Here is a 17,810-nt window from a genome sequence, read left to right on the forward strand (position 1 = left end):
AAAGGCCTCCAAACCCACTCTAGAGTGCGGTTTGGAGGCCTTCTTTACTGCCCGCGGGTTCAGCGGCTTCCGGCCGGTATCGACGCCTCGAAGGCCTGCTGGAGCCGTCGGGTAACGGGACCGGGCTTGCCGTCTCCGACGGGCCGACTGTCTACCAGCACGACCGGCATAACCTCGGAGCCTGTGCTGGTAATGAAGACTTCATCGGCCGAGGCGAGTTCCTCTTCCCGGAACGCTTCTTCACGCACGGCGATGCCCAGACCTTCGGCGAGCCGGAGAACAAGCGAACGGGTGACGCCCCGCAGGATATGATGATCGGCGGGATGAGTCTTGACGACCCCGTCTTTGACGATCATCACGTTGGACGCGCTCGCTTCGGTGATGACGCCGCCGCGGCTGAAAATAACTTCGCCCGCCCGGCCGTCAAGAGCCTCCTGCTTCAGCAGCACATTCGGAAGCAGGTTCAGCGATTTGATGTCGCACCGGTGCCAGCGGATATCTTCCCGGACGATGGCGGAAATCCCGCTTTCCAGATCTTTCAGCGGACGCAAAAACGGGGAGCACCAGCCCGTCACGACCGGCTCCGCCGCAGCCGGAAAGGGATGAGAACGAGGAGCGGCGCCTCGCGTGATCTGAACGTAAGTGAGGCCGTCGGGGATGCCGGCAGCCTCCGTGAGCCGGTTCAGCAGATCCTCCAGCTCTTCGAGCGGATAAGGAAGGCTAATCCGGACTTCGGCCATGCTGCGGCTGAAACGTTCCATATGCCCCTGTACTTCAAATAGCCGGCCGTCGTAAATACGGAACACTTCGTAGACGCCGTCTCCGAAATAATAGCCCCGGTCAAGGGGAGAAATGCGGACTTCTTCGTCCGGTACAAGTTGATTTCCGAAAAGCATCATCGGGTAAATTCTCCTTTAAGTGATCTTTCTTTGTGATGCCAAAATAAGCGCTTGTATTGGCAAGCGTGTCCGGGCGCAGCCGATTAAAAGTAAATGTATGTAGGGATTAATACGAAAAATTACCCAACTGGCGAACGTCCGTTTCTTTTTTAGGCGGATCTGTTTATAGTATATAGGGGAAAGAATGTCTTACACAAATGGGCCGGTGGTATGTATGCACGGAGATCGGCTGCAGCGATTTTTTTACAAAAAATTACCTGCGGGCTCGGCGGCTCTTTTTTTACAGGCTTGATTTGTCGAAAAATGTCGTTTTTTATGAAAGTTCCGCAAACGAAATAAAGAGCAAGGCGAAGAAAAAGAGAGAAAACAAGCTCATGGTTTTTATTATCCCGTTGAATTCATTCGCAGTTTATTCGTAACACAATATCTAGTGTTGTATAATCTTTTAAGGACACTATATATAGTGCTTACGTACATACCGCGAATTTCGCGCAGTGGTGCGGGTTCCCGGGTGCAGGTACATTGATTTGGGAGGGTGTTGCCGTTTTGAAGACGATGCAGCGGAAAAGTTTGGAAGGTTTGAGCGAGAAAATCTTTTTGGATCGTTATGCGTTAAAAGATGCGGACACGAACAATACGAAAGTCGGAGACGTGGTGCTTGTCCTGACCAAGGACGACCCGAAATTTCCGGCCAAGGAAGTCGGGGAAATTACCGCTCGGGATGGGCGTAATGTGACCGTTAAGCTGCGCAGCGGCGAAACGATTGAGTCGAACATCGACAGATTGACTCTTAATATAGAAAAAACGCCGGATGAGCTGTGGGACCGCCTGGCCAAGGCCATGGCTTCCGTGGAAGCGACACCGGAAAAACAGAAAGAATGGACGGAAAAATTCCGTTACATTCTGGACGATTGGAAGCTTGTTCCGGGAGGCCGTATTGCGGCAGGCGCGGATGCCAGCGACGAACTGACGCTGTTCAATTGCTATGTCATCCCGTCTCCGCACGACAGCCGCGGCGGTATTATGGCAACTTTGTCCGAGATGACGGAAATTATGTCCCGCGGGGGCGGGGTTGGAATTAATCTTTCGTCCCTTCGCCCGCGTCGCGCGATCGTTAAAGGCGTGAACGGCTCTTCCAGCGGTTCCGTGTCATGGGGAGGCCTTTTCAGCTATACGACGGGCTTGATCGAGCAGGGCGGCAGCCGCCGCGGCGCGCTGATGCTCATGATCAACGACTGGCACCCGGATCTGCTTGATTTTATCACCGTTAAATCTACGATGGGCCAGATTACGAACGCGAACCTCTCCGTTTGCGTAAGCAACGGCTTTATGAAAGCGGTGAAGGAGGATCTGGACTGGGATCTCGTGTTCCCCGATACGACGGATCCCGAATACGACGAAGTTTGGAACGGCGATCTCAATGAGTGGAAAAAACTCGGAAAAGCCGTAAAAGTGTACCGCACGGTCAAAGCCCGTGAAGTTTGGCACACGATCATTGAATCCGCATGGCGCTCCGCGGAGCCGGGCGTCGTGTTTATGGAGTACTATAATCAGATGTCCAACAGCTGGTACTTCAACCCGATCATCTGCACGAATCCTTGCGGAGAGCAGGGGCTTCCGGCCTGGGGCGTCTGCAACTTGTCCGCCGTCAACCTGTCCAAGTTTTACGACGAGGAGAATGACGATGTCGCCTGGGACGAGCTGGGCAAAACCGTCCGTTACTCCACGCGTTTTCTGGACAACGTCATCGACAAGACGCCATACCACTTCGAGGAAAACCGCGAGAACCAGCAAGGCGAGCGCCGTGTCGGACTTGGAACGATGGGGCTGGCCGAGCTGATGATCAAGCTTCGCATCCGTTACGGAAGCCCGGAATCTCTCGAATTCCTGGATAAGATCTATGGTTTCATGGCACGCGAAGCTTACCTGGCTTCCTCTGAAATTGCCGGGGAGAAAGGTTCTTTCAAGCACTTCGACACCGAGAAATTCCTGCAGAGCGGCTTTATGAAAAACATGCACGAGGTTTATCCGGAAGTGACGGAATCCGTCCGCAAAAACGGGATGCGCAACGTGACGGTCATTACGCAGGCGCCTACGGGAAGTACGGGAACGATGGTGGGAACTTCCACCGGCATTGAGCCTTATTTTGCCTTTGAATATTTCCGTCAAAGCCGCCTCGGTTACGACAAGCAGTTCGTGCCGATTGCGCAGGAGTGGAAGGATGCCAACAAGGATCAGGACCTGCCGGATTATTTCGTGACATCCATGACTTTGTCGGCCGAGGATCATATCCGCGTTCAAGCCGCTATCCAGCGCTGGGTAGACAGTTCCATTTCCAAGACGGCGAACTGTCCGGCCGATTTCACGGTCGAAGAAACCGAACGGCTGTACGAGCTTGCCTTCGATCTGGGATGCAAAGGCGTGACCATCTACCGCGACGGCAGCCGTGACGTGCAGGTACTCAGCACCGGAACGGACAAGGACAAGAAGGACGAGAAGAAGGCCGAGACGGCCGTTCCCGCACCTGAAGTTCCGACAGAAGCACCGTCTGTGGCGGTTGCGGCGGAACCGGTCGGCCAAGCAGGTGCGAATACCGGGAACGTCTTCGATAAAGAATATAAACGCCGTCCGCAAATTCTGCGCGGCGCTACGTATAAAATCAATACGCCGTTCGGTATGGCGTACATTACGATCAACGACATGAACGGCTCGCCGAGCGAAATTTTCCTCAACGTGGGAAAAGCGGGATCGGACGTCTTCGCCATGGCGGAAGCGCTCGGCCGCGTCTGCTCCTTGTTCCTGCGCTACGGCGATCACGGGAACAAAGTGAACCTGCTGATCAAGCATCTCAAAGGCATCGGCGGTTCGGGCGCTATCGGCTTCGGCGCCAATCGGGTCGAGTCCATCGCCGATGCGGTCGCCAAAGCGCTTGAAATGCACGAAGAGGCGATGGCCGGCGAAGCGGGAGCGGAGGCATACGTGACGGCCACGAAAGAAGTCGTGCATGAAGCGCCGGCTGCTCTTGGCCATGCCGAACCTTCCGCAGGGACTGCGCCTGCCGGGCTGACGTCGCTCGACTTGTGCCCGTCCTGCGGCTCCGCTTCGCTCGTGAACAGCGAAGGCTGCAAGAACTGCACGAACTGCGGGTACAGCCGCTGCTCGTAAGATTGAATAAGCTAAGTAAAGATCTGTACATGTGTGACGTCATAAATACTGAGAATTTTTTTCAAGTAAATGAGAAGGAATTTTCGTATTTAATGATAAATGTATAATTATACATTGTTATACATCATTTTGTGACCTAGACCTAATTTGCCTTCCCTAATTGAACCGAAAATAGTCTATCGCTTAGAAAAGGTATAGTTCTTCAAGAAAATTGAAGAGGCTGTACCTTTTTTGTCGTAAAATTGAGATTTCATGAAAAGCGGGTAAGCGCAAAGATTTGGCAATAACAAGAATTGTTTTAAGTGCTTATGCTGCATTGTATAGCATCGTCTTGCCCAAGGATAACATCACCGTTAGATCAACGAACTCGTGGACTTCACCTTTATATAAGAAGTGTATATATAGCTGACTATTTGGGAAAATAGGTAATTAGCAAAAGTGCTAATTAAATATAATTAACACTTTTGCTATTTTAGTAAAATTTGAACATGAAGGTGAAATTGTATATATGTTTAAACTTCTCAGTCGCCCGAGCCCGAAATTAGATGAGAGCATAAGCAGTTATCTTATAAGATCAGCGCAAAGCAACCGAATTAACCCAAAATACATTTATAAATTATTGAGTGTTTACGAAGATTCAAGAATGCATAGTTTTTTTCTTGATACTAATGTAATATCCGAAAAAGATTTAAACTTATTGGAAAGCATTTTGGGTTTTGAAGGAGAATTGCTTCAACAGCTTTTCATAGTCTCGTTTGATGAATCGGAAATTTATTATAGATACTTCAATGCTAATGTTAATATGAATTCGATTTGCACTAGAAAATTAAAAGTATGTTCACTTTGCTTACGAGAAAAGAATTATATCAGAAAAATATGGAGCTTAATTAACTTAACCTCCTGTCCTATACATTCATGTATGCTTATTGATAAATGCCAAAAATGCTCGAGATCAATGACATGGTGGAATTCTGATATATTTCGTTGTAGTTGCGGTCATGAGCATAAGAATTCCAATTTAGCAGCAGCAAATGAGGAAAGCTTGTATTTGTCAATGAGAATCTTCGCTATTTGTGGAATTAGTACGAATCATCTATTGAATATTAAGTATAATGAACAATTTAGTGTAGTAATAAATGAGATGGATTTTGTTTCGTTAAATAATAGTATTTTGTTAGTATCGAGATTTATGTGTGAATGCAAAAATATCTCTCATTTTTCTGGTGTTAATTACAACTTAGAAGAATTTTCAACTTTACAAAGAGAGGCTATTAAAGTATTTTCTGATTGGCCAAATAACTTTTATAAATTTTTAGAGGAAGTGAAGGTGTCTTCTTCAAATAGAAAATTCAATAATATCATGGGGGATTTCGGGAATTTTTACAGCGACTTATTCGATGCAAGGTACGACAGTTTAGTACTTTTGCGTAAAGGATTTATAAATTATCTTTTAGATAATTTTAATTCCTACTCTTGTTCAAATCTGATAAGAATTATAAATATGTACGAGGAATTGGTCATATCTGGAATTCGAGCTGCGCGATATTTAAATGTGAGTAAAGAAAAACTAATTCGATTAATAGTAAATCATGAAATTGAAGGTCAAATTTCAAAAAAAGCAATAGGTATTAACATAATTACAATTAAAAAGAGTCTAGAAGAGTATAAGTCTAAACAAGATGCAGAGAATCAGCAAATGCTTAGCTACTTGGAAGCTCAAAGTTATTTGGATGTAGGGCTTGGGATAGATGACATCGTTAAATATGGATATCTTGAATATTCATATAAAGAGTATGATTTTTCTAACGCAAAATATATAAAAAAACAATCAGTTGATGTATTTATTGACAATCTTAGAAGTAGGGTTACCAATCAAGTTACAGAGGAAAGCTTAATTATAAATTTTCAAAAAGTGGTTAACATCGGACAGGCTCATAAACATTGTTCTTCAGGAAGACTCGTTCAGATGATTTTAAATGAAGAACTTCTACCATGTGGTATTGGTGCAGGAATTGGTTTAAATGTACTATTGTTCAATAGAATGCAGGTTAAAGATTTTTTTAGACGTAAATTCAATGAAAGTCAGGGAAACAACCTAAGAACAATTGAAGTTGCACGATTGCTTGGTGTGAAAGAGCATTGCGTGAACTTTTGGGTGAAAATAGGGATATTAGAAGCTACATGTCACGAAGAATTTTCTTTTAAGGTCTATCATAAGGTGTCGATTCAAAAATTTAAAGAAACATATATGTCGTTAGACGAAATTAAGAATGAGTATTTTACTAATATTAAAATTTCTATAAGAAAATTAGAAGAGGATTTTGGTCTAAAAGCAATAACAGGAAATAAAATTGATGGCGGTTTTAAATACATGTATTTAGTGAAAGAAGCGAACAATCTTCTTAGTCATGTAAAGGGTTAATTTAAATATGGTTTTGGGTAGTTTTCTAGGAAAGATCTAGCACTACCCTTTTTTGTATCTTAAATAAATATATAAGTTTATCAAAAAAGACTGTTTATCACAGCATAAGAATTGGCAATACTTTTACCACAAATAAATGAACAGAGGTGAATGAGAAATGCCATACATGCCAGCTCGAGTAATTAAGCCGAAAAGAAAAGGTTTCCGTGGTAAAGAACCATTTCTTAAAACTGGTGAAATGATTCATTGGGAGAGTTTCCTTGAAAGAAACTTTATTAGATTAGCTGACTTTGATATTCAAGTTGAAGAAATTTTTTATCAGCCGGTCTGCATTCATTATTTATTGAATGGTAAAAAACATAAGTATTTTCCGGATTTCAAATTAATCCTAAAAGATGGCCGTGTTTTCATTATTGAGGTAAAATCTCTTCGGTTTAAGAACTATCCGTCGAATGTTATTAAGTATGAAGTTGGTAGAAAATTTTGCGAAACTCAGAGGTGGCATTACGAGGTATTCACAGAGGAGGAAATAAACCCAGGGTACTTGCAAACCAACCTTTCATTACTTCGTCATCTAGGTACTCAAGATGTTTCGGATAAAATTATGGACCATGTTTTGGAGCAATTGAAGCAAAAAACAGAAATCTATCTTTTCAAATTGAGGGAGTCTTGTGAGGAAATTAATGAAGAAAGCTTCTATAAGGCTGTTTATCAATTGATTTACCTACAAGAGATTTCAACAGATTTAGTTAATGTAAAGCTATCTGACGATTCAGTTTTGCGTTATTCAGTTGAGGGGGAGAGAAGTTCATGCTCATAGATTTCAAGTATGGTACGCAATTTCGAATTGGACCGAACACATATGAAGTGCTCCGGCAAAGAGATGATGATGTTGAATTGCTTAATATAACACACGACACAAAGGAATTGCTGTCTCTTATTGAGATCTTGACTGCTTACAATGAGAAAAGGCTAATTATTCTGCATGAAGGTCAAGACTCTGTTGTTATTGAATACAGTACAAAAGATTATACTGATGTTCAAATCGATATTATGGAGAAACGGTATAAAGCGATTGAGCCTATTATTGAACGAAAAATAAGGCCATCACAGTTTCAGGCTTATGCTGATAACTATCCTGAGGAATTAAAGCCCAATGGCTCGATTTCTCCCGCGTCGATTTATAGATGGTTAGATTTATGGTATAAGCGAGAGAACAAATTAGACTTAATTCCAAAAATGAGGGGGCCAAAAGATCATCGGGTCGCTACAGAAGTGATGACTGAAGTTTCTCGCATTATTTTTAAATATGGAAGCAAAGCGGAATACGTTACTATTAAAGACGAATATGATGTGCTTGATGCTGAAATAAAAAATATTAATTTGACAAGGGCAGATCATGAGCAACTCAAGAATGTTTCAGAATCGACATATCGAAGGATACGGAAGGAAACAGTAGATACATATGAGCGCGATAAAGAACACATGGGGGTAAATCAAGCAGATTTAAAACACAATGGTGTGCATTCAAATGCAAGAGCAACACGTCCACTTGAATGTATGGAATGTGACTGGACGCCAATTGACTGTTTAATCGTAGACTTTGAACTTGACGAGTTATTTCGTCCGGTCTTCATGTACGGAATGGATCAGGCAACAGGTGAACCGATGGGATTTAATATCATCTTTAGAAAGGAGCCTAATGCTGGTGATTGGAAACAATTAATTTTACATTGCATCTTACCAAAGACTGGATTTAAAGAGTTGTACACACGGGTTGAGAAGAATTGGACGGCATATGGTGTCCCTCAATCAATACTTTTGGATAATGCAAAGGTAAACGACGCGAAAGAAGTAGAAGAGGTGTGTTCGGCTCTTCGTATCGGACTTAGATATTGCGAAGTAGCATCCGGTCATCAAAAAGGTTCTGTTGAACAAGCACTAGGAAATCTAAATCATAAAGCATTTCAAGGATTAGTCGGTTCACTTTTTTCAAATCCTACAGAAAAAGGACAATATGACTCGGCAGCGAAAGCGGTGGTCGATATTAAAGGACTGTATCATATCGCACACATAGCAATTGTTGACATGGTCGCGAACAATTTTAATAGAGGTCAGAACATCCAAGGGGTTCCAGAGCATTTATGGGCTAAAGGCTTAAAAGAAATGAAGATACATCCTAAATTACCTACAAATCGTCAGTATTTAGAATTACTCTTCTCTTCAAACAGTGATGCACGTACCGTCGGTCCTCGTGGAATAGTACTCATGGGACATCATTTTTTTAGTGATGAATTAAATGAACTTAGAAAGCGATTGGAACGTGAAGGTAGAAGTCGTGAAGTACTGATTCGCTATAGCTCTGATTTAAGGGTTATCTATGTAAAAGATGAATTCAATAAACGTTATATTGAGGCCTTTATTAAAAATGGAGGCCTGGAACGAAAAAACATCGACAAGAATTACCCGATTAATGCTGAATTGTTGGCATATCTGACAAACAAGGATGGTAGTGCATATAATGACTATGATTCTTCGCTACAAGGCAGGGCTAGATTAAACGTTGAAGAGATTCAACAAGAATGCAAATTAGAATATCAAGGGATTCGTAGAAGAAGAAGAAGGAAGGCAGCAGTCAATGAGACTGTGGCCAGTGCAATTAAAGGTGTACCTATCAAACAACTTTCTGGACTTGTAGAAGCAATGAATATATCGATTCTAAATCCTATGGAAAGTAATGGAGGTATAAAGCCTTCTAAATCAGATAATAATCAGGAAGAAACTATTATTGTAAAACCCGAACCTGGTGCCTTGCAAGTAGACAACATTGATTTAGATAAAATTGCAGACAATTGGGGGAGTGGGCAAAAGGAGATATGTTAATTGGATTTTGAACGGTTAGATGGAAAAGCACCTGATTCAAAGGAATTGAAAAGATGTGTTGAGCATGTTAAAAAGATCATTGTCCATCACCCAAAGTATGAAAATCTGCTTGAGGAGATGGAAACGATCATGGATTTGTCGGATGACTCCGTTAGTCCAGATTGTTTATATATTTTTGGGCCAACAGGTGCGGGGAAGAGTACGGTAACCAAGGAATTCACGGCAAGATATCCTCGTGAAACTAAAGAAACTGATGACCGAGAATATACGCATATTCCAGTATTAAGGGTAGTCGTTCCTCCAAAAGCAACACCGAGAATGCTTGCATCGAAAGTGCTAGAAGATATGGGAGATCCCTTCAGCCATAAAGGATCTGAAACTGAGTTGACCAGTCGCATCCATCACTTTGTCAAGGAACTTGGGATAAAAGTTATTATTTTTGACGAGTTCCAGCATCTAATTGATGCAGACACCGAGTATGTATTAGCGACAGCATCAAACTGGGTTAAGACATTTACCGAAGAAATTGGCATTGCTGTTATTCTCTGTGGAATGCCGGAATCAATAAAAGTTTTTATTAGCAATCCCCAATTGGATCGAAGATTTTGTAACAAAGTTGCGTTAGAAGCTTTCGCATATGGTACCGTTGAGGAGATTCTTATTTTTAGGGTATTTCTTCAGAAAGTTGATAAATTGCTTCCTTTTATTGAATTAGCGAATCTTGCTGATCCACGAACTGCTGATAAGTTGTACTACATCTCGAATGGAATACCTTTTTATGTAATGAAGTTACTTGAGTATGCGACATATATTGCCGTTAAGGCAGGCGCTGATAAAATAGCTGAATCACATTTGGCGAAGGCACTTCTGAAAGTAAAACAAGTGGCTAGACCATTTGTTACAAATCCCTTTGCCGACACTAGTTTTGATTTAGAAGCAGCGCTTGGAACTGAGAATAATGCGATGAACAAGTACAAAGAGAAACTGATGATCAAACGGAAAAAGGGAAGAAACTTACAGAAAGCTCAAGGACCTTCGCTAAATATATAAATGGTTAATAACTCAAACGGCGGCCACCTAGGCCGCCGTCTAATTTTTATCAAAAACTTCCATCAGTATGTTCTTCGCTTTTTTCACTTCTTGAGGACTAATCGAAAGGAGAAGATCAATAATTTGTTCTAGATCAGAAGATTTCCCTTTTGTTTGGTCGTATATCCTAGTATAAGAGAAGAGTTCAATCACCCCAACATTTAATGCATGTGCAATCTTTGTAAGATTAATCACAGATATATTTGTTTCCGCTCGTTCGACTCCACCAATATAGGTGTAGTTTAAGTTCGCCAACTCACCTAACTGCTCCTGTGACAATCCTTTTTCTTTTCGTAAGTCCCGTATCCGTTTACCAATTAATTTCAAAATTGATTCAGACATTAGCTACACCTCTAATTGAAGTGTAGTCAACCCGAATACCATTAAACACGAGAGAAAAATAGTATTTAAAACTAAATGCTATATATATGTATGATTAATCTGTCAGTTGGAAATAATAGGACTAATAGAATAATAGGAGGTGTAACAAGTGTGGAAAAATTAATTGACTTTTTTCCATTTGAGCAAGCTGAGTTAACAGATAAAGGAATTCTTTTTAAAGGCTTTATCTACTCATGTAGCATTGCTATTCGTGAACAGTGGTATGGAAAAGAGTTTGGTAGTATTTCCATTTATTTCGATAACTACGACGATGAATATATCTTAGTTTTATTGAAAGATGGAGGGTTAACAATTGCGTATCGTATTTTAAATGATATTAGTGTTGATCGTCACGGACTTGAAACTTATCAAGCGATGTTCCGATCAATAAAAGAACAGATAAAGAAACGTAAGAAAAGAAATAGGAAAAAATAATGAGTGGAAATTTGAAGAAAGCATTAATTAGCCCTGTTATCCAAAGCAATGAAAGTATATCGGGTTTTCTTCATAGAGTATCAAAAATGAATTACCACCGTTATTCTTACCTCAATAATTTTCTGGAATTATCCGTTTACCAAGCGCAAAATAATGAAATTAATCTTAAGGCATTAGAGAAAATAAACACCTTTATTTTAGGGGAGAATGATTCAATAACTGAAAAAAATGGATATAATTTAGAAGATTTCTTTGGATCGGAACTAGCCTCAAAGATAATTTTAAAGAATAAAGTGAAATATTGCCCCCAGTGTATTAAAGAAAGATACTATCACCGTACAATTTGGTGTATAACACCCATTCATCTATGTACTAATCATAACGTAATGTTGATAGATCTATGTCCTCAATGTAATCGTTCAATCAACTTGGGGACGTTTACAAATCAAATATGTGAGATATGTTCGTTTAATTTTGAAGACACAAAATGTCCTGATCCAATTGACAACAATATTATTATTCAGTCCCAGCAACAATTAGTGAACAATCTATGGGAAAAAGAAAGCTGTTTTATACAAAATTGCAATTTTGCTCAATACTTTAGACTAGCTTACTTGAGTTTTCATTTACTTATTGGTGCTGTTGATTTTACCGGAATGACATTTGAAAAGTTAACCATTTTTTATAACCAATTTAAGGGGAAAAAAAGTGGATTTAATCTAGCAGTTGCATTAGCTAATGTGTACTGGATGTATCTAGATTTTCCAAAACATTTTTACATCGTACTAGATAATTTCCTAAGTCGTAATAAAGGTAGTCAACGATACGAACGTCTAAAGGCCTTTGAAGATATTTTCAACGTTCAAGATTTTGCTTGGGTCCAAGATGCATACAATTCCTATTTTATTGAACAAATTGATAAAGGTAATGTAAGGAAGGATTTTTCTGTGTTTAAAAGAAAACCAAGTTTATTAGCTGATAGGAGGAAAATTCGAAGGGAAGAAGTAAGACAAAGTACGGGCATTGCATTCGATAAACTTCATGAATTAAATGATTATAACGAACTGAAAATTGAAACTAAGTATATAAACGGTCAGCATAGATATTTAGTCGAGAAAACGCCCCTTGACGGATATTTAAAAAATCGAAACTGTTTGATATCAAAAAAAGAAGTCGGTTTGATTATTGGGGTCACCTCTGATTCCGTTCAAAAAATAATTAATGCCGGTTATATAACACCAATTAGAGTTGCATATTCATCCAAGGTATTGTTTCAAATCCAAGAGGTTAATAATTTGATACAGGACTGCCTCGGAGAGTGTTTGGAGGGGATAAGTCCTTCAATGATTAGTTTCCATAGTGTGTTGGCAAAGTATTCCAAGTATGCCTTCACAATACTCGAAATTATTTCATTTACATACTCAAGTCACTTAAACCCTTGTCGTATCACTGGAAAAAATTCGTACTCGTTGGCTGACAATTATTATGATGAGGGAGAAGTTAAGACATGTATGGAAATTTTAAAGAAGAGAAGACAAGATGAGAAGGGACTCTACTTTAGCGACGTAATGAAATTATTAAAAATAGGTGAAAAGAGGCTATGGAGATTGCTAGAAGAACAGGGCATTAAGGCTGACTATATCTTAGTTATGAAGGATGGAAGGAAAAGGTATTATTTCAAAGAAGAGACCGTATCTAGAATTAATAAGTATGTAGAATTGTCGGAAGGGTTGAGTTAATTGGGCCTGGTTGAGTTAAAAAGATTTATATTAGATGGGTCTTATTTGGAACTAAGACAGGCTGAAAAAAGATTACAATTATTAAAATACCAGATTCGTGAGGAGCAAGAGAGTTTAGGCTTAAAGCGTATTTTATGGGCAGAAACAGGTGTTGTTGGAGAGTTTGAAATCTATAAGATTTATGAATACAATTACGAAAAATTAATCGCATATCTTCACAATGTAGGGATACTCCCCCTTGTAACGTTCATTAAAAGTGAAGATTTATCTGAGGAGGAGTTAGAAAAAATAGTACATATCTCTTATCAAAGAAAAAGGTATTTACGATATACTCCAACTAATAATTTTAAGCGAAAAGAGAACAATACATCGTTTGAACTAAATCTTGAGAATATTAGCTTACCGGATAAAGTTTCAATGTGGAAAGAAAATCATAATAAATTCGAACAATTAAATGCCATATGGAGATATGAAAAATTAAGGGTTCTTTTGGCTCCTGAGTTAAGGAAATCAAAGGAATTATCATTTGAATGGGGTACGTTTTCATTGATAGAAGCTCAAAAAATATATAGAACAGATTTGATACATGGACTTCTTGATGAAAAGACAATATGCAGTCGTGTCAAAGTGAATTTAGAAAGGATTGATGAATTTATCGCGAAAGGATTCTTGAAGAAATTTGAACTATCTAGTGTAAGAAAGATTGTGGATATACAAAGAAGATATATTCTGATGACTTTACAAAAAGAAAAAGCCAAAAAAGAGTATTGGTATTCTAAATTAGAAAAGTTATCAATTCTAAGTCAGAGATCGGCTGATGGGTGGGAATCATAGTATACTGATTAAGGGAACGAGGATGAAATTTTAATGCGATTAGTAACGTTCTTGATCACAATGGCTTAATTGACCGTTCACTTCGGTTATTGTTAATCTTCAACCGACTATCCTTTAGAAACGCCGCTAACTTGTCTCATCGAGTACTTCGCCCGCACAAGTCGTCCCTTCCTCTCGCGAAGTTCAAAACGACTTGTTGGAGCGGATGCTCGAGGGAGACAACCTTCGGGCCATAGAGGCAAATTTGGTTTGGATGCTAGAGAAATTAAATTAAACCCCGAAAGGAGTTAAAGCAGCTGGAATACACAATTAAAGAGTACATTTTCTAATTAGCACCGAACAAAAAAGAGTGTCAGTAAGGCATATTATTTTACGATGCCATGTGCATACTGTATCGACCGAGACAGCGATGACCGTTGTCTCTCTTTATGTTTTTGTCGAATTAATGGAAGGTATTAGGAGGTGTTCTGTTGAATTATGGATTATAGATGTGGCTTTGGGCTACAAGGGGGTTCTTGCTTTGAAAGGCGAAGATCGATCTATTGATGAGGAGAAAGTTTAAAAATTATGGACGTTTTGAAAGGTCTATTTGGCAGCAACGATTCAATCGATGATCTGAAGCGAATACGTAACTATAAACCGATCCCATTGAAGCGGAAAGGCGACATCGAATACGAGGTTCAATATCAATCGTCTCAGATCGAAGGCGAAGGGCATCGTGTTCTCAATGTCGTGACCAATAAGCATAACGAACGAGTAATCGTATACCGCTTGTATTACGGTGACGATCAAGACGATATCAATATCAATTTGCGTATTCGGATCATTACAAACAAGGGTGTAAAGCTCCCTGACCCCAATATCTACTTATACGTATTTCAAGAGGAACAACACATATTCAAATAGCAGATATTCGTATCGAGGGTGCTCACGTGAATCGCGGCTACGGCTCCATCGTCATGAGCGAGATCTTGAAGCTTGCTCACCAGTTGAAAATCAAGTTCATCAACGGTTGGATTTCAGGTGTCGACTGGGGTCACATTGATCGGTCTGCTCATTTTTACCGGAAGTTCGGCTTCGATGTAAAGCTAAATGAGGGGTTTGGAAAGATCCTTTGGTTGAATGAGGACCTTGGGGCTTCTCGGGAAGAGTTTGAGCTGTTATCGAAAGCAGATACATTTGAAATCAATAAGTAGTCACGTCATTCCCAATTCAATGGAAGTTCAAGGAGGGATATTGTGTTATCGGAGCAGAACTATATAAAAATTCTGAGTTATCTCGATAAGCGACTATGGCATGGTAAGATCTCAGATACCAACTGGCAGTTTATGGTCTTGTTTTGGATTGGTATTTTGATAACTGTGTGCTGAGTACTTGGATATTGCTGACTTCTTCGACCAGAATGGTGGTCTTAGAATAGTAGAGAAAAGCATCGAGCTCAAGTTGCTATCCATTCCGAGGGCACAAAAGTACACGGTTACTACTGCGAATGGAACCATCCTATATAATGGATCCGAACCTGTTTTTACGATAATAAACTGCAGCCTGGAACCACTTTACGCTCAGTATTTTCTATACACTGAATGCCGTATCTTCACAAAAATCGGAAATCACTTTGTTTACAGCAGGTTGACCTGTAGGTACTCCATCAGGTGGCCAAACTGAAAAGCCTTCTGGAGAAAACGGAGGATTCACCGATATAGAAGGCATCTTCAGTAAAGAGGCCGTTAGGCATCTGTCGCAGAAAGGAATCATTAAAGGAAGTACGGTTAACACATTTGAGCCTCATCGACCGATCACGCGAGCAGAATTTATGGCTATGGTTGTCCGAATTACCGGACTAAAAGCTGACCGAGTTTATGACGCATTTTTACTGATGTCAGTTCGGATGATTGGTTCTTTCCTGAATTCCAAGCAGCCTGGCAGTTCCGAATTATCGAGGGAAAAAGTTTAATGACGTTTGCTCCAAATGAAGTCGTCACAAGGGAACAAGCAGCGACTATTGTCGCTAGAATTTTTAGCAAAAATAATGCGAATGGTTTGACGGGGGTTAAATACAAGGATGCTACGGACATTTCAGCGTATGCTAAAGAAGCCGTGAGCTACCTAGATAGTGAAGGGGTAATAAACGGGTATCAAGATGAAACCTTCAGAACAAAAGCTGCCTTAAATAGGGCTGAAGCGGCAGCTATACTTTATCGCGTAGTTAGGAAATAAGATCATGAGCTAGTTGGTTAAATCAAAGAGGGAATTGGAAATAAGGATAGTCATGGCACGTTGTTTAATGCCTATGACTATCCTTAATCGAGTTGCGTTTTACAGAGGGTGTCTACATATTGAGAAATTACGGAGGCATTCAACTACTTAGGCAAAATAATAAAATCAGTTTGAACTTCTCGTTTATACTCTTTCTCAAATTCGAAATATATGGTGAAGAATTCAATATGTGAAATGGATTCTTTCGGTATTAATATTTTTTTCGGATCAAAATCATTATCGGACGCACCAAGCAATAAGCTGTTATTAATATCTGGGTTTAGAAGATACTTGTTTGCGTGTACATACCCATCTTTAGTAGTTACATTCATCATGACTTTAGCATGACTGATAAAACGCCAGATCATTCTAGATGGTATAAAGCTTAAAAAATATAAGCAAAAACTAAGGATAAAAATGTACATATAGTTAAAAGGCAACTTGTAAAGATAAAAAACAGTCATAATAGAAGATGATAGGTGTAAATCTTTTTCTTTCATCACCATAATTAAGAGTGAATTCACAAGCATTCCCATACTAATCCCGGCAGATAGCAAATAAAACATAATTAAAAGAACTAAGAAAAGTTTGATTTTATTTGTTCGTTTTTGATTAAATCCTCTCTTTGCCCATGAAGTGAACTTAGATTTTACTGTTTTACTCAATGCGAAAGTAAACACTATAATAACAAAAGGGATAAAAAGTATATAAAAGTATATAGATGAATAAATGAGAGCTAAGTAATTAAAGAAAGAAAACTCTGAGGATGAATAAGTTGTTAATAAACCAAAGTATGCTGCACTGAAAGCCGCAACACTTATCCATAGAAAAAACTTCGTACTGCTCGGCCTTGTTTACTCAGTAGTACTTTTTCTTCATTGCAGAGAAAGGGCCCAAAATATTTAATTGCATAAGCAAAGCCTGCAAACAAGATTGGCAATAGGTAAGATATGGTGATTACGCCTACACCACTGAATACCCATTGAATATCCGACTCCTTCAATTTTCATCATCCCCTTTATTCTTTCGAAATCACATAGATACAAGAGATTAAAATACGTTTGTAAAAAAGCCAGTGCGATTAGCTTAAAGATAAAAACCCGCTTCCTGATGAGCATACTGAGGGGAGCGGGTTGGTTTTCGTTTAAACTGCTGAAGAGAAGAGAGAAGGGTGGTGGTTGTCTGGAATTTTAACGGACACTGAAAGAGTTCTAGAGACATAAAGTTTTGGTTTCCGTGTTTTTCATACTCAGCTTGTATGAGATCTTGTGCAGAAGCAATTACTTCATCTTCTGTATCACCGACAACATTCAATCGTAGTTCCGGGATATAGGCACTAACATTGTTAGAGGCATAGTCCTCTTCAATTAGAATAGTAAAATCTCTTAACATCTCAATCATGGGCCTCCTTAAGATAATGTTATTGATTTTTGTAGTCGTTTTGAACTAATTCATGATTTGATTATATATCTAAAACTAGTTCAAAAGTATCAAAAAAACATAAATGGTTGTTAATAGTTCCCGAATGGCGCAAAACATATCTTAGCATCATGATATTGATATTGCTTACCTTTATGGCTTTTATTCCATTTTAACTTACTTAGTATTTCCTATGTCGTTAGTTATCACTCTGGTATAAACGGATTAGAACACCTTTAAGCAGTCGGTTTTTATTTCTCTATTTCCAGAAAATGCACTTGCATAACA

Annotated in this window: 16 protein-coding genes and 1 pseudogene; 12 read left to right on the forward strand and 5 right to left on the reverse strand. The window is 39.7% G+C overall.

Translation table 11 applies throughout. From position 1 onward, the window contains the following. Positions 1-59: 59 nt before the first annotated feature. The gene (gene dat, locus KVT34_RS17650; RefSeq protein WP_217560120.1) at positions 60-899 is read right to left on the reverse strand and encodes a D-amino-acid transaminase; all 840 of its coding nucleotides are present in this window, start codon (positions 897-899) and stop codon (positions 60-62) included. Positions 900-1,445: 546 nt separating this feature from the next. On the opposite strand from dat, the gene KVT34_RS17655 reads away from it, so the two are divergent. From KVT34_RS17655 to KVT34_RS17675, 5 genes are all read left to right on the forward strand, one after another. Then, a complete protein-coding gene (locus KVT34_RS17655) occupies positions 1,446-4,064 on the forward strand; it encodes an adenosylcobalamin-dependent ribonucleoside-diphosphate reductase (RefSeq protein ID WP_217560121.1) in 2,619 nt (872 codons plus the stop codon). A 508-nt stretch (positions 4,065-4,572) separates the two neighbouring features. Continuing rightward, positions 4,573-6,486, forward strand: a complete 1,914-nt coding sequence (locus KVT34_RS17660; protein WP_217560122.1) for a TniQ family protein — start codon at positions 4,573-4,575, stop codon at positions 6,484-6,486. A 157-nt stretch (positions 6,487-6,643) separates the two neighbouring features. After that, positions 6,644-7,306: a TnsA endonuclease N-terminal domain-containing protein gene (locus KVT34_RS17665; protein ID WP_217560123.1), complete on the forward strand. Its 663-nt coding sequence runs from the start codon at positions 6,644-6,646 to the stop codon at positions 7,304-7,306. Further along, entirely contained in the window at positions 7,297-9,369 is a 2,073-nt protein-coding gene (locus KVT34_RS17670) for a hypothetical protein (protein ID WP_217560124.1), read from the forward strand. The genes KVT34_RS17665 and KVT34_RS17670 overlap by 10 nt, the downstream gene beginning before the upstream one ends. Beyond that, positions 9,370-10,419 carry a TniB family NTP-binding protein gene (locus KVT34_RS17675; RefSeq protein ID WP_217560125.1) on the forward strand — a complete coding sequence of 350 codons (1,050 nt, stop codon included), beginning with the start codon at positions 9,370-9,372 and terminating at the stop codon, positions 10,417-10,419. Between the two features lie 39 nt (positions 10,420-10,458). Here KVT34_RS17675 and KVT34_RS17680 read toward each other — a convergent pair whose 3' ends face one another. Continuing rightward, positions 10,459-10,800, reverse strand: a complete 342-nt coding sequence (locus KVT34_RS17680; RefSeq protein WP_217560126.1) for a helix-turn-helix domain-containing protein — start codon at positions 10,798-10,800, stop codon at positions 10,459-10,461. A 150-nt stretch (positions 10,801-10,950) separates the two neighbouring features. Here KVT34_RS17680 and KVT34_RS17685 point away from each other — a divergent pair, with 150 nt between their 5' ends. From KVT34_RS17685 to KVT34_RS17695, 3 genes are read left to right on the forward strand one after another with little or no spacing between them, the layout of a single operon-like run. Continuing rightward, on the forward strand, positions 10,951-11,274 hold the full coding sequence (locus tag KVT34_RS17685; protein ID WP_217560127.1) for a Mu transposase C-terminal domain-containing protein: 324 nt from the start codon (positions 10,951-10,953) through the stop codon (positions 11,272-11,274). Further along, on the forward strand, positions 11,274-13,013 hold the full coding sequence (locus KVT34_RS17690; RefSeq protein ID WP_217560128.1) for a TniQ family protein: 1,740 nt from the start codon (positions 11,274-11,276) through the stop codon (positions 13,011-13,013). The genes KVT34_RS17685 and KVT34_RS17690 overlap by 1 nt, the downstream gene beginning before the upstream one ends. Continuing rightward, positions 13,014-13,847, forward strand: coding sequence for a hypothetical protein (locus KVT34_RS17695; protein WP_217560129.1), 834 nt, complete (start codon positions 13,014-13,016; stop codon positions 13,845-13,847). It abuts the gene before it with no gap. Positions 13,848-13,908: 61 nt separating this feature from the next. Here the strand turns inward: KVT34_RS17695 and KVT34_RS32740 are convergent. Continuing rightward, positions 13,909-13,983: pseudogene (locus KVT34_RS32740) on the reverse strand (IS66 family transposase); the annotation flags it as partial. 431 nt (positions 13,984-14,414) lie between these two features. On the opposite strand from KVT34_RS32740, the gene KVT34_RS17700 reads away from it, so the two are divergent. The 4 genes from KVT34_RS17700 to KVT34_RS32615 all read left to right on the forward strand — a co-directional run bounded on the left by KVT34_RS17700 (position 14,415) and on the right by KVT34_RS32615 (position 16,064). Next, positions 14,415-14,753, forward strand: a complete 339-nt coding sequence (locus KVT34_RS17700) for a hypothetical protein (protein ID WP_217560130.1) — start codon at positions 14,415-14,417, stop codon at positions 14,751-14,753. Between the two features lie 26 nt (positions 14,754-14,779). Continuing rightward, positions 14,780-15,043 (forward strand): GNAT family N-acetyltransferase, encoded by a 264-nt coding sequence (locus KVT34_RS17705; protein WP_217560131.1) that lies wholly within the window; start codon positions 14,780-14,782, stop codon positions 15,041-15,043. Positions 15,044-15,546: 503 nt separating this feature from the next. Then, complete coding sequence (locus KVT34_RS32745; RefSeq protein ID WP_217560170.1) at positions 15,547-15,801, forward strand: S-layer homology domain-containing protein; 255 nt, start codon at positions 15,547-15,549, stop codon at positions 15,799-15,801. Beyond that, on the forward strand, positions 15,714-16,064 hold the full coding sequence (locus tag KVT34_RS32615; protein ID WP_309244104.1) for an S-layer homology domain-containing protein: 351 nt from the start codon (positions 15,714-15,716) through the stop codon (positions 16,062-16,064). The genes KVT34_RS32745 and KVT34_RS32615 overlap by 88 nt, the downstream gene beginning before the upstream one ends. A 143-nt stretch (positions 16,065-16,207) precedes the next feature. Here the strand turns inward: KVT34_RS32615 and KVT34_RS17720 are convergent, their stop codons facing one another. Together KVT34_RS17720 and KVT34_RS17725 are read right to left on the reverse strand one after the other, a co-directional pair. Continuing rightward, positions 16,208-16,768, reverse strand: a complete 561-nt coding sequence (locus KVT34_RS17720) for a hypothetical protein (protein WP_217560133.1) — start codon at positions 16,766-16,768, stop codon at positions 16,208-16,210. 421 nt (positions 16,769-17,189) lie between these two features. Continuing rightward, a complete protein-coding gene (locus KVT34_RS17725) occupies positions 17,190-17,495 on the reverse strand; it encodes a hypothetical protein (RefSeq protein ID WP_217560135.1) in 306 nt (101 codons plus the stop codon). Between the last annotated feature and the right edge of the window lie 315 nt (positions 17,496-17,810).

Origin of the sequence: Paenibacillus sp. GbtcB18, assembly GCF_019091125.1 — a bacterium.
GTDB classification, from domain to species: Bacteria; Bacillota; Bacilli; order Paenibacillales; family NBRC-103111; genus Paenibacillus_F; species Paenibacillus_F chitinolyticus.

What these genes read in the sequence shown, in the direction of transcription:
- dat (WP_217560120.1), bottom strand. Translation starts at nt 899, where the DNA reads ATGATGCTTTTCGGAAATCAACTTGTACCGGACGAAGAAGTCCGCATT.
- KVT34_RS17660 (WP_217560122.1), top strand. Translation starts at nt 4,573, where the DNA reads ATGTTTAAACTTCTCAGTCGCCCGAGCCCGAAATTAGATGAGAGCATA.
- KVT34_RS17680 (WP_217560126.1), bottom strand. Translation starts at nt 10,800, where the DNA reads ATGTCTGAATCAATTTTGAAATTAATTGGTAAACGGATACGGGACTTA.
- KVT34_RS17665 (WP_217560123.1), top strand. Translation starts at nt 6,644, where the DNA reads ATGCCATACATGCCAGCTCGAGTAATTAAGCCGAAAAGAAAAGGTTTC.
- KVT34_RS17670 (WP_217560124.1), top strand. Translation starts at nt 7,297, where the DNA reads ATGCTCATAGATTTCAAGTATGGTACGCAATTTCGAATTGGACCGAAC.
- KVT34_RS17690 (WP_217560128.1), top strand. Translation starts at nt 11,274, where the DNA reads ATGAGTGGAAATTTGAAGAAAGCATTAATTAGCCCTGTTATCCAAAGC.
- KVT34_RS17700 (WP_217560130.1), top strand. Translation starts at nt 14,415, where the DNA reads ATGGACGTTTTGAAAGGTCTATTTGGCAGCAACGATTCAATCGATGAT.
- KVT34_RS17725 (WP_217560135.1), bottom strand. Translation starts at nt 17,495, where the DNA reads ATGTTAAGAGATTTTACTATTCTAATTGAAGAGGACTATGCCTCTAAC.